Genomic DNA, 10,840 nt, shown 5'->3' on the forward strand with positions numbered 1-10,840 from the left:
GCCCGGCCGGCGGCGGAGCCGTAGGGTGGGCTGAAAACCGCGCACCGCGGGGGGGGCCGCGCCCGCGCCCCCCCCCGCCGGCCCCGGCCCCCCGACCCGGGCGGCGCCCCCGGCCGGGGCGTGCCGGACGGTCCGCAGCCCGATCCGGGCGGCGTGGCGCCGGTAGGCGACCTGGGCCTCGGCCAGCCGCGGCGGCGGCGCGTCCGGCTCCAGCGGCCCGGCGGTCGGCAGGCGGAGGAGCCGGAGGAGGAGGTCGCGGTCGCCGGGGCCGAGCGGGGCGGGGAGCCCGGCCGCGGTCACCGCCCGCCTCCGGCGGCGCCGAGCCCGGCGATCAGGCTCTCGAGCGCCCTGCCGTAGGCGACGAAGGCGGCCGGGTCGCCCGAGCCGGAGCCGAGGTGGGGGCGCAGCGCGAGATGCGGCTCGATCGACAGGACCCCGCGGTAGCCGCTGCGCAGCAGCGACCGCAGGCACTCGGCGACCTCGGCCTGCCCGGTCCCGGGCGGCACGAAGGCGACCTCGCCGTCCTTCCTGACCAGCGCGTCCTTGACGTGGACGTGCACCACGTACGGGAGGATCTCGCGCAGCACGGGCAGCGGCGGATACCCGTGCGCGACGCCGTTGCCGATGTCGAACAGCAGCCGCAGCGCGGGGCCGCCGATGCCGGTGACCAGGTCCAGCATCCGGTCGGCGCGGTCGCCCGCCCATCCGGCGCAGTTCTCGTGCGCCAGGACGAGCCCGTGGTCCTCGGCGCGGCGGGCCAGCTCGCGCAGCCGCTCGCGGGCGCGGCGGCCCCATTCCGCGTCGTCCAGGCCGCCGGACGGGTACGACATGATCCGCACCAGCCGGGTGCCGAGGACGGCGCAGCGGCGCGCGAGGACGTCCAGCTCGTCGAGGTCGAGCGCGAAGTCGCCGGTGACCGGCCGCGACCAGTCGCCGATCTTGGACGCGACGGCCGCCACGTCCGTCCCCGCCGCCGCCAGCCGGTCGGCCGCCCGGCGGAACGCCCGCTCGTCCAGCCGCGCGACGGGCGTGCCGCCGATCGTGCGCAGCTCCAGCCGGTTCCAGCCGAGCTCGGCCACGGCGCCGATCTGGTCCGCGAGGCCGGGCGCGGCCTCGTCGCCGATGCCGGCGAGCCGGATGCCGTCCGGCGGGCCCTCAGCGGATCGCCCCGGCACCCCGCACCCCCTCCCGCACGCCGCCGGCCCCGGCGCACAGCCGTTTCGCCTCGGTGAGCAGCCGCACCGCGTCGACCTGCACCGGAAGCGTCCGGTGCATCGAGGTCGCCGGCCGCGCGTAGCGGGCGTACGCGCCGCGCAGGAACGCCGGGAACGCGTCGTCGGTGAAGACGGTCCGGGTCGCCTCCTCCCCGGGGCGGACGGTGCGCAGCTGGGCGGTGTGGTCGGCGTCGCTGCACGGGTAGTGGCCGACGAGGACGGCCTCGTCGAAGTGCAGGGTGATGCTGCGCTCGCGGACCGGGGAGGTCAGGTCCGAGTCGATCTCGCTGCGGACGCCCGTGGCGTGCTCCAGCCGCAGCCGGGCGCGGCCGAGGCGCGGGACCCGCGTGCGTTCGAGGACCAGATCGTCCCAGGACGCGTCGACGATCCGCGCGCCCCCGGCGAGGCTGAGCACGACGGCGAGCGCGTGCGGCAGCTCGACGTCGAACGCGGTCGGGTGGTCGCGGGCCGCGATGCTGCGGGTGAACCGCGGCTTGTTCTGGACCACGCGGATCCGCCGCAGCGCGCCGAACTCGCCGGACGCCACCGCCGCCCGCAGCCGCCGGGTGAGGACGCTGTCGATCCAGTGCGTGGCGACCGTGACGTCCAGCCCCCAGCGGCGCCGGATCCGGGCCACCTCCGCCAGCCCGGGCAGGTCCACGGCCAGCGGCTTCTCCACGATGATCTTGCGGTAGCCGAGCCGGGCCAGCCGGTCCAGCAGCGCGGCGCGGGCCTGCGGCGGCGTGCACAGGTGCGCCACGGTCCGCGCGGGCGGGCGGCACCGGGCCGCCTCCTCCAGCGACTCGGCCCGCACCATACCGGGGACGTCGGCCGGCGGGCGGAGCGGGTCGAAGGCGACGATCGGCCCCCGGGCCAGCAGCCCGGGCGCGGCGGCGCGCACCTTGGCCAGCGAGGGCAGGTGCAGGCCCTGACCCGCCCTGCCCATCCCGACGATGAGAGTATGCAACATTGCAGGTCAGAGCCCTTTCCAGTGCACACGCGGGAGGCGGTTCGGGCGGCCGGGGGAAGCGGCCTTCCCGACAGCGAGCCAAGCTAATTGACCTATCGTCACCGGTCAATGACGATCCGTGACCGAAAATGTCGATCACAAGGAAACCGCACGTCAGAGGCCAATGGTTCGTCGATATTGACCACGAACGGTGACAAGGCACTTGCTCATCGTTATGCGGCGGCGCGGCCCGGGCATCATCGCGGCGTCCCCCATCCGACTCGTAAGGAGCCGTATGCCCCTGCCCTCACGCATCGCCACCGCCGCCACCGCGCTCACGGCAGTGGTCCTGGCCGCCTCGGCCGCCTCCGCCGCCGAGGCGCGGGATCGGGCCGCGCCGCCGGAAGGCAAGATCATCGTCTTCGTCACCGAGGGCGCGCAGGTCTCCTGGGCCGGCACCCGGCTCAAGGAATATCCGGCCTCGCCGAACTGCCAATCCTTCCCGCCCGGCGCGCACGTGGTCGCCAACTACGGCACCGCCCGGCTGCTGTTCTACTCGGACCCGTTCTGCGCCGTCCCCGTCCCGCCGCCGTTCACCTTCATTTCCCCCGGTTACGGCGCGCACGTGTCCCCGACCGGCAGTTTCCGGACCGGCTGACGGCACCAATGGAAAACCGGCGGCGGACTCGTCCGCCGCCGGTTTCCGGGCGCGATCCCGCGCCGCACGCGGGAATCGCATGTTCACGGCGCCGCGACCCCGTCCCGCGCCCGCACCTCGTGGCGGGTGCGGGGCATCAGCGCGGTGGCGGCGATCAGCCAGAGCAGCCCGCCGAAGCGGACGACCGGGACGAGGAAGGCGAAGCCCGAGCCCACCAGGGTCAGCGTCCCGACCATGCCGGCGAGGGCGATCGCCAGCCCCGTCCAGGCCACCGGCCGCGGCAGCAGTCCGGCGAGCAGGCCCGTCACCGCCAGGCCCGCGACGAGCAGGGCGAACGTGGCGGCGTAGGCGGGACCGCCGGACAGGAACGACAGGTCGGCCAGCGCCCGTGCGAGCGCCGGGCTCGCGTCCGCGGGGAGCCTCCCCCCGGCCCAGCCGAACATGGCGCTGAGCGCGAGCATGCCGGACGCGAGGACGCCGCCGGCCAGGGTGATCGCCGAACCGGGCGCCGTGATGCCCAGCGCGCGCAGCCGCCGGTAGAACGCGGCGGCGGCGACCGTGAGCGGGAACGCCGACCCGAGCAGCAGGAAGGTCCCGGCCTTGACGGCGGTCCCGTGGTCCTGGGCGTACCGCAGCACCTCGGCGCCGGAGGCGTCCGGATGCGGCGTGGACCGGTTGGCCGCCACGTAGGCGACGGTCAGCGCGGCGAAGGCGAGGACGGGCAGCAGCAGCGGCGGACCGGACTGCGGGCGGCGGCCGGACCCCGCGGGCCGCGGCGTGGTCTTCGTGTTCATGGATCTCTCCCTCTCGACAAACCGTATACATCCGATAATGATTACAAGATGGAACGATTGTCAAGCGGCTACGATGTCGCCATGACCGCGAGCGCACCCATGCCCCGGCCCGGCGTCGCCTTCCTGCTGGCCCAGCTCGGGGCGCACGCGGCCGGGCTGTTCGCCGAACGGATCGCCGGCCTCGACCTCACGCCCGCGCAGGCCGGGCTGCTGCGCCTGCTGGCCGCCCGCCCCGGCCGCAGCCAGCGCGAGCTCGCCGACGACCTCGGCATGCCGCCGAGCCGGTTCGTCCCGTTCGCCGACGAACTGGAGGAGCGCGGGCTCATCGAGCGCCGCCGGAACCCGAACGACCGCCGCGTCTACGCGCTGCACCTCACCGGGAAGGGCGAGGCCCTCCTCGCCGAACTCGCCCGCGCGGGCATGGAGCACGAGCGGCTGCTCTGCGAGGCCCTCACGGACGAGGAGCACGACCGGCTCCTCGTCCTGCTCCGCCGCGTGGCCGACCAGCAGGGCCTGCGCCCCGACGTCCACCCCGGCTACCGCACCCTGCGCCCCAGGCCCGGCACCTGACACCACGGGCCACGAAAAGTAGCCCGGGAACGTGGGCGTTTACCGGTTCCCCAGTGACTCACCAGAGCGGGTCCAAGGGACCGCCTTACCCTCTGGCTAGGACGGGCGGGTGCACGAGACCAAGCGGAACGCCTGACCGTCCCCGCCCGGTTCCCGCACCCTGGAGGCTCGAGTGCTCGCGGCGCCCGTCCCCCCGATGCCCCCTCATTCCCTGCTGGTCCTCCTCCTCCAGGTCGGGACGCTCGGCCTGCTCGCCCTCCTGCTCGGCCTGCTGGCGAGGCGGCTCGGCATGCCGGCGATCGTCGGCGAGCTGTGCGCGGGCGTGCTCCTCGGCCCGTCGGTCCTCCAGCGCGTCGCGCCGGACCTGTCGGCCTGGCTGCTGCCGCACCGGCCGGAACCGACGCACATGCTGGACGCCGTCGGGCAGGTCGGCGTCATCCTGCTCGTCGGCGTCACCGGGACCGAGATGGACTTCCGGTTCCTGCGCCGGCAGCGCCGGACCGCGCTGTGGGTCAGCGGGACCGGGCTGGTCATCCCGTTCGCCCTCGGCATCGCGGCGGGTCTGCTGCTGCCGGGCGCGCTGCGCGCCGACCACGGCGACACCGCGGTGTTCCCGCTGTTCGTGGGCGTGGCGATGTGCGTCAGCGCCATCCCCGTGATCGCCAAGACGCTGGCGGACATGAACCTGCTGCACCGCAACGTCGGCCAGCTCACGCTGGCGTCGGGCACGATCGACGACGCCTTCGGCTGGTTCATGCTCTCGGTGGTCTCCGCGATGGCGACGTCCGGCGTCACCACCGGGAACATCGCCCGCTCCGCCGGCTGGCTGCTGGTCGTGGTGCTCTTCGCGGCGCTCCCGGGCAGGCCGCTGGCCCGGCTGGCGCTGCGGCCGCTCGCCCGGCACGCCGACCCCATGCCGGTCATCGCCGGGACGGCGGTGCTGATCCTGCTCGGAGCGGCGGCGACGCAGGCCATGGGCCTGGAGTCGGTCTTCGGCGCCTTCGTCGCGGGCATCGTCATCGGCTCCAGCGGGGCCGTCGACCTGCCGCGGATCGCCCCGCTGCGCACGTTCATCCTGGCGTTCCTGGCACCGGTCTACTTCGCGACGGCCGGCCTGCGGATCGACCTCGGCGCCCTCGCCCGCCCGGTGGTCCTGGCGTCGGCGGCGGCGCTGCTGCTCATCGCGGTCTTCGGCAAGTTCGCCGGGGCCTACCTCGGCGCCCGGATGAGCCGGCTGAACCGCTGGGAGGCGCTCGCCCTCGGCGCGGGGATGAACGCGCGCGGGGTCGTCGAGGTCATCGTCGCGATGGTCGGGCTCCGGCTCGGCGTGCTCAACACCGCCGCGTACACCGTGGTGGTGCTCATCGCGATCGTGACCTCGGTCATGGCCCCGTGGCTGCTGCGGGTGGCGATGCGGCACATCGAGAGCACCGCCGAGGAGGAACTGCGGCTCGTGGCGCGCCTCGACGGAGACCGCCCGGACGACGACGTCCAGCCGGTCCGGGCCACGGGCTGAACCGCTGGGCCGCCCACACCGACAGGTTCGGGCGGTGGCAGGACGACTCGTCCCGCCACCGCCCGTGACCGGCGCCTACGGCATCCGGACGCCGGACGCCGCGTGCCCCGCGGCCTTACCCCGGATCAGCTGCAGCCGCTGGTGGAGCCGCAGCCTTCGCAGACGTAGCAGCTGCCCGCCGGCCGCATCTTCGTGCCGCAGGTGAGGCAGAGCGGCGCGTCGGCGGTGCGGCCCTGGCGGCTCTCGATGACCTCCATCGACGAGCGCGCCTCGGGCGCGGGCGCCGGGGCCGCCGGACGGGTGATCTCCGCCGACTGCGCGAGGGTCTCGTGCTCGATCTCCTCCTCGGCGTGGAGGGTGGCCGGGTCCTCGCCGTTGGCCTGCATCGCGCGCTCCTCGGCGGTGAAGATGCCGAGGCCCGCGCGCTCCTCGTAGGGCAGGTGGTCCAGCGCCAGGCGGCGGAAGATGTAGTCCATCACCGAGGTGGCCATGCGGATGTCGGGGTCGTCGGTCATCCCGGCGGGCTCGAACCGCATGTTGGTGAACTTCTCCACCCAGGTCTCCAGCGGCACGCCGTACTGGAGGCTGATGGAGATCGCCATCGAGAACGCGTCCATCACGCCGGCGAGGGTGGAGCCCTGCTTGCCGAGCTTGAGGAACACCTCGCCGAGACCGTCGTCCGGGTAGGACGAGGCCGTCATGTAGCCCTCGGCGCCCGCGACGGAGAACCGGGTGACGGTGGCGGGCCGCTGCTTCGGCAGCCGCTTGCGGACGGGGCGCGTCGCCGCCGCGCCGGCCTCCGCGGGGGCGGCCTCGGTCTTGGCCTCCTCCTTCTTGCCGGCGGCCGACAGCGGCTGGCCGACCTTGCAGTTGTCGCGGTAGATCGCCAGGGCCTTCAGGCCGAGCCGCCAGCCCTCGAAGTACACCTTCTCGATGTCCTCGACGGTGGCCTGCTCCGGCATGTTGACGGTCTTGGAGATCGCCCCGGACAGGAACGGCTGCGTCGCCGCCATCATCCGGACGTGCCCCATCGGGCTGATCGCCCGCTCGCCCATCGCGCAGTCGAACACCTCGTAGTGCTCGGGCCGCAGGCCGGGCGCGTCCACGACGTGGCCGTTCTCGCCGATGTACTCGACGATCGCCTCGATCTGCTCCTGCTGGTAGCCGAGCTTGCGCAGGGCGCGCGGCACCGTCTGGTTGACGATCTGCATCGAGCCGCCGCCGACGAGCTTCTTGAACTTCACCAGCGCGAGGTCCGGCTCGATGCCGGTGGTGTCGCAGTCCATCATCAGGCCGATGGTGCCGGTCGGGGCCAGCAGCGACGCCTGCGCGTTGCGGTAGCCGTGCTTCTCGCCCGCCTTCAGGCACTCCTGCCACTGCTTGGCGGCGGCGGCGTGGATCGCCTTGTCCATGTCGTCGAGCGTGCGGATGTCGTCGTTGGCGGCGGCGTGCTTGCGCATGACCCGCTTGTGGCCCTCGGCGTTGCGGGCGTAGCCCTCGTACGGGCCGACGACGCCGGCGATCTCGGCGGAGCGGCGGTAGGCGACGCCGGTCATCAGCGAGGTGATGGCCGCCGCGAGGGACCGGCCGCCCTCGGAGTCGTAGGCGTGGCCGGTCGCCATCAGCAGCGCGCCCAGGTTGGCGTAGCCGATGCCGAGCTGCCGGTAGTCGCGGGTGGTCTGCGCGATCTTCTCGGTCGGGAAGTCGGCGAAGGTGATGGAGATGTCCATCGCCGTGATGATCAGCTCGGTGAGCTTGACGAACTTCGCGACGTCGAAGGTCCCCTCGTCGGTGAGGAACTTCAGCAGGTTGATGCTGGCGAGGTTGCAGGACGAGTTGTCCAGCGACATGTACTCCGAGCACGGGTTGGACGCGGTGATCCGGCCCGACTCGGGGTTGGTGTGCCAGTCGTTGATCGTGTCGTCGTACTGGATGCCGGGGTCGGCGCACTCCCAGGCGGCCTGGGCCATGAGCCGGAACAGCTCCTTGGCCTTGACCTTCTCGACGATCTCGCCGGTCATCCGGGCGCGCAGCCCGAACTCGCCGTCGGACTCGACGGCGTGCATGAACTCGTCGGAGACCCGGACGGAGTTGTTGGCGTTCTGGTACTGGACGCTGCCGATGTCCTTGCCGCCGAGGTCCATGTCGAACCCGGCGTCCCGCAGCGCGCGGATCTTGTCCTCCTCGCGCGCCTTGGTCTCGATGAACTCGGCGATGTCGGGGTGGTCGACGTCCAGCACGACCATCTTGGCGGCGCGGCGGGTGGCGCCGCCCGACTTGATCGTCCCGGCGGACGCGTCGGCGCCGCGCATGAACGACACGGGGCCGCTGGCGGTGCCGCCGGAGGACAGCAGCTCCTTGCTGGAGCGGATGCGCGACAGGTTCAGGCCGGCCCCCGAGCCGCCCTTGAAGATCACGCCCTCTTCCTTGTACCAGTCCAGGATCGACTCCATCGTGTCGTCCACGGACAGGATGAAGCAGGCCGACACCTGCTGCGGCGACTTGGTGCCGACGTTGAACCAGACCGGCGAGTTGAAGCTGAACATCTGGTGGACGAGCGCGTACTTCAGCTCGTGCTCGAAGACCTCGGCGTCCTGCTCGGTGGCGAAGTAGCCGTGCTCCAGGCCGGTCCGGACGTACACGCCGACGACGCGGTCGACGAGCTGCTTGAGGCTCCACTCGCGCTGCGGGGTGCCGACGGCGCCGCGGAAGTACTTGGACGTGACGATGTTGACGGCGTTCAGCGACCAGAAGTCGGGGAACTCCACACCGCGCTGCTCGAAGTTGACCGAGCCGTCGCGCCAGTTGGTCATGACGACGTCGCGGCGTTCCCAGCGCAGCTCGTCGTAGGGGTGGACGCCGGGCGTGGTGAAGATCCGCTCCACCTTCAGCCCCTTGCGGCCCCCCTTGCCGCGCCGTGCCGGGCCGCTGACCGTCTCCGTCATGCCTTCCCCCTCCCGGGCCCTCCCGCCGGGCCCTGTACAGGAACAACTCCGCCGCCGCCCGGGCCATGCCCGTGCGGAGGCGCCTTCAGTATGTGCTTTCTCGTATTTCCGGAACCGCCCCTACCGGGGCGGGCCGGGCTCCCCCGAGGAACCGGCCTTCCGCAGCGCCTCGATCTCCTTGGCGAAGTCGTCCAGCGACTCGAAGCTCCGGTAGACCGAGGCGAATCGCAGATAGGCGACCTCATCGAGTTCACGAAGGGGCCCCAGGATCGCGAGCCCGACCTCGTGCGAGGGGATTTCCGCGGATCCGGACGATCTGATCGCCTCTTCGACCCGCTGCCCCAGCTTCGCGAGCGCATCCTCGTCCACCGGGCGGCCCTGGCAGGCCCTGCGCACCCCGGCGATGATCTTTTCCCGGGAGAACGGCTCGGTGACCCCGCTGCGCTTGGCCACCATCACGAGCACATTCTCCTGCGTGGTGAATCGCTTGCCGCATTCCGCACACGCGCGGCGGCGCCGAATGGCGCCGCCGTCATCGGTGGCGCGACTGTCGATCACTTTGGTGTCAGGGTTGCGACAGAACGGGCAGTGCACGCGCTATCCCTCCCCTGACGGAAACGAGTCACACCCACGACCCGCCATATATAGGTGACTTACATCGGTGTGACTACTAGATGTTGTGGTCAACCGTACGGCTCGGCGCAGGGCTACGCAACCTGATCCGAGGCCTCAGGAGTAGACCCGCGTCACATCCGCCGCGTAGATCCAGGTCACGTCGGACGATCTGATTCCGGCCCCGGGCGTGTCGCCGCGAGGCGTCCGCGGAGGCGGGCCGGAAGGGGTCAGCCGGGCAGGACGAGCCGCTGGCCCGGCTGTACGGTGGGGTCGCCGCCCATCCCGTTGAGGTCGATGATCCGCTGCACGGTGACGCGGGGGTCGGCGCCGGGGTCGGCGGCGGTGGCGATGCCCCAGAGGGTGTCGCCGGGCTCGACGACGGCGGTCCGGACGCGCCCGGAGCGCCCGTGGTGGTCGGCGCGGCCGCCCGCGAAGGCGCCGGTGCCGCCGTCCAGCCAGAGGGCGGCGAGCGTGACGGCGGCGGCGAAGGCGACCAGGACCGCCCGCCCGCGGCGGGTGAGCCGCAGCGGGGCGCGTTCACCGGACGGCGAATCGGGCATCTCCACCCTCCTCGACTTCGAATGAATTTTCGATCGAACGCCTGTACGATGTTGTACCGCAGCACACCGGCGAAACGCGAGCACATCTTCGAACAATTGTTTGATCATTTCGTCCGGACGCGATAGCGTTCATGACAAGGAGTGACGGATCGAGGCGCCCGGGAGGCGACGAGCGATGAGCAAGGTCCGGGAGCTGCCCGACGGGCCCATGGACGAGACGGGCCTGACCCAGCGGCAGCGCATGGTGCTGGAGGTGATCCGCGACTCCGTCCAGCGCCGGGGGTACCCGCCCTCGATGCGCGAGATCGGCGAGGCGGTCGGCCTGACCAGCACCTCCAGCGTGTCGCACCAGCTCCGGGCCCTGCAGCGCAAGGGGTACCTGCGGCGCGACCCGAACCGCCCGCGCGCGGTCGAGGTGCGGGTCCCCGGCGCGACGCCGGTCCGCACCGAGCCCGACTCCTACGAGGCGGTGGGCGGCCAGCAGACCGCGACGCGGCCCGCGCCGGCCTACGTCCCGCTCGTCGGCCGGATCGCCGCCGGTGGCCCGATCCTGGCCGAGGAGGCCGTGGAGGACGTCTTCACGCTGCCCAAGCAGCTCGTCGGCGAGGGCACCCACTTCCTGCTGAAGGTCACCGGCGACTCGATGATCGAGGCGGCGATCGCGGACGGTGACTGGGTCGTGGTCCGCCAGCAGCCGGTCGCCGAGCAGGGCGACATCGTCGCCGCCATGATCGACGGCGAGGCGACGGTGAAGACGTTCAAGCGCAAGGACGGCCACATCTGGCTGATGCCGCAGAACTCCGCCTACGAGCCGATCCCCGGCGACGAGGCGTCCGTGCTCGGCCGCGTGGTGGCGGTCCTGCGCAAGATGTAGCGCGGCGCCCCCACAGGGGCGCACGCGGCCCCGTGAGGGCGCGGTGGCGACGCTGAGAGGCGGGGCCGGGGGGGGTTCCCCCCCGCCGCCCGAAGGGGGCGCCCCCGGGGTCGGGGTGCCGTTCGGGGGTTTGTTACCTTATTTG

Annotated in this window: 10 protein-coding genes and 1 pseudogene; 4 read left to right on the plus strand and 7 right to left on the minus strand. The window is 72.6% G+C overall.

What is annotated here, in order from left to right; translation table 11 throughout:
* The 3 genes and pseudogenes from ABZ914_RS29850 to ABZ914_RS29860 all read right to left on the minus strand — a co-directional run.
* Window positions 1-300 (minus strand): annotated as a pseudogene (locus ABZ914_RS29850) (M20/M25/M40 family metallo-hydrolase); the annotation flags it as partial.
* On the minus strand, window positions 297-1,175 hold the full coding sequence (locus ABZ914_RS29855; protein ID WP_500197246.1) for a sugar phosphate isomerase/epimerase family protein: 879 nt from the start codon (window positions 1,173-1,175) through the stop codon (window positions 297-299). The pseudogene ABZ914_RS29850 and the gene ABZ914_RS29855, both read right to left, overlap by 4 nt.
* Complete coding sequence (locus ABZ914_RS29860) at window positions 1,156-2,160, minus strand: Gfo/Idh/MocA family oxidoreductase (RefSeq protein WP_500197248.1); 1,005 nt, start codon at window positions 2,158-2,160, stop codon at window positions 1,156-1,158. Before ABZ914_RS29860 ends, ABZ914_RS29855 begins: the two co-directional genes overlap by 20 nt.
* A 298-nt stretch (window positions 2,161-2,458) precedes the next feature.
* On the opposite strand from ABZ914_RS29860, the gene ABZ914_RS29865 reads away from it, so the two are divergent.
* Window positions 2,459-2,821 carry a hypothetical protein gene (locus ABZ914_RS29865; RefSeq protein WP_500197250.1) on the plus strand — a complete coding sequence of 121 codons (363 nt, stop codon included), beginning with the start codon at window positions 2,459-2,461 and terminating at the stop codon, window positions 2,819-2,821.
* A gap of 83 nt (window positions 2,822-2,904) precedes the next feature.
* Here ABZ914_RS29865 and ABZ914_RS29870 read toward each other — a convergent pair whose 3' ends face one another.
* Complete coding sequence (locus ABZ914_RS29870) at window positions 2,905-3,615, minus strand: hypothetical protein (RefSeq protein ID WP_500197252.1); 711 nt, start codon at window positions 3,613-3,615, stop codon at window positions 2,905-2,907.
* An 81-nt stretch (window positions 3,616-3,696) separates the two neighbouring features.
* On the opposite strand from ABZ914_RS29870, the gene ABZ914_RS29875 reads away from it, so the two are divergent.
* Together ABZ914_RS29875 and ABZ914_RS29880 are read left to right on the plus strand one after the other, a co-directional pair.
* Window positions 3,697-4,185: a MarR family winged helix-turn-helix transcriptional regulator gene (locus ABZ914_RS29875; protein ID WP_500197253.1), complete on the plus strand. Its 489-nt coding sequence runs from the start codon at window positions 3,697-3,699 to the stop codon at window positions 4,183-4,185.
* Between the two features lie 196 nt (window positions 4,186-4,381).
* Entirely contained in the window at window positions 4,382-5,701 is a 1,320-nt protein-coding gene (locus tag ABZ914_RS29880; protein ID WP_500197254.1) for a cation:proton antiporter, read from the plus strand.
* A 125-nt stretch (window positions 5,702-5,826) separates the two neighbouring features.
* On the opposite strand, the gene ABZ914_RS29885 is transcribed toward ABZ914_RS29880, so the two are convergent.
* The 3 genes from ABZ914_RS29885 to ABZ914_RS29895 all read right to left on the minus strand — a co-directional run bounded on the left by ABZ914_RS29885 (window position 5,827) and on the right by ABZ914_RS29895 (window position 9,821).
* Window positions 5,827-8,646, minus strand: coding sequence for a vitamin B12-dependent ribonucleotide reductase (locus tag ABZ914_RS29885; protein ID WP_500197256.1), 2,820 nt, complete (start codon window positions 8,644-8,646; stop codon window positions 5,827-5,829).
* A 120-nt stretch (window positions 8,647-8,766) separates the two neighbouring features.
* Window positions 8,767-9,240 (minus strand): transcriptional regulator NrdR, encoded by a 474-nt coding sequence (gene nrdR, locus ABZ914_RS29890; protein WP_151592730.1) that lies wholly within the window; start codon window positions 9,238-9,240, stop codon window positions 8,767-8,769.
* Window positions 9,241-9,488: 248 nt separating this feature from the next.
* Window positions 9,489-9,821, minus strand: a complete 333-nt coding sequence (locus ABZ914_RS29895) for a LysM peptidoglycan-binding domain-containing protein (RefSeq protein WP_500197258.1) — start codon at window positions 9,819-9,821, stop codon at window positions 9,489-9,491.
* Between the two features lie 175 nt (window positions 9,822-9,996).
* On the opposite strand from ABZ914_RS29895, the gene lexA reads away from it, so the two are divergent.
* Complete coding sequence (gene lexA, locus ABZ914_RS29900) at window positions 9,997-10,695, plus strand: transcriptional repressor LexA (RefSeq protein ID WP_387029585.1); 699 nt, start codon at window positions 9,997-9,999, stop codon at window positions 10,693-10,695.
* The last annotated feature ends 145 nt before the right edge of the window (window positions 10,696-10,840 follow it).

The sequence above is a fragment of the Spirillospora sp. NPDC046719 genome (assembly GCF_040645715.1).
In the GTDB taxonomy this organism is placed as follows: Bacteria; Actinomycetota; Actinomycetes; order Streptosporangiales; family Streptosporangiaceae; genus Spirillospora.

What these genes read in the sequence shown, in the direction of transcription:
- ABZ914_RS29860 (WP_500197248.1), bottom strand. Translation starts at nt 2,160, where the DNA reads ATGGGCAGGGCGGGTCAGGGCCTGCACCTGCCCTCGCTGGCCAAGGTG.
- ABZ914_RS29865 (WP_500197250.1), top strand. Translation starts at nt 2,459, where the DNA reads ATGCCCCTGCCCTCACGCATCGCCACCGCCGCCACCGCGCTCACGGCA.
- ABZ914_RS29870 (WP_500197252.1), bottom strand. Translation starts at nt 3,615, where the DNA reads ATGAACACGAAGACCACGCCGCGGCCCGCGGGGTCCGGCCGCCGCCCG.
- ABZ914_RS29875 (WP_500197253.1), top strand. Translation starts at nt 3,697, where the DNA reads ATGACCGCGAGCGCACCCATGCCCCGGCCCGGCGTCGCCTTCCTGCTG.
- ABZ914_RS29880 (WP_500197254.1), top strand. Translation starts at nt 4,382, where the DNA reads ATGCCCCCTCATTCCCTGCTGGTCCTCCTCCTCCAGGTCGGGACGCTC.
- ABZ914_RS29885 (WP_500197256.1), bottom strand. Translation starts at nt 8,646, where the DNA reads ATGACGGAGACGGTCAGCGGCCCGGCACGGCGCGGCAAGGGGGGCCGC.
- ABZ914_RS29895 (WP_500197258.1), bottom strand. Translation starts at nt 9,821, where the DNA reads ATGCCCGATTCGCCGTCCGGTGAACGCGCCCCGCTGCGGCTCACCCGC.
- lexA (WP_387029585.1), top strand. Translation starts at nt 9,997, where the DNA reads ATGAGCAAGGTCCGGGAGCTGCCCGACGGGCCCATGGACGAGACGGGC.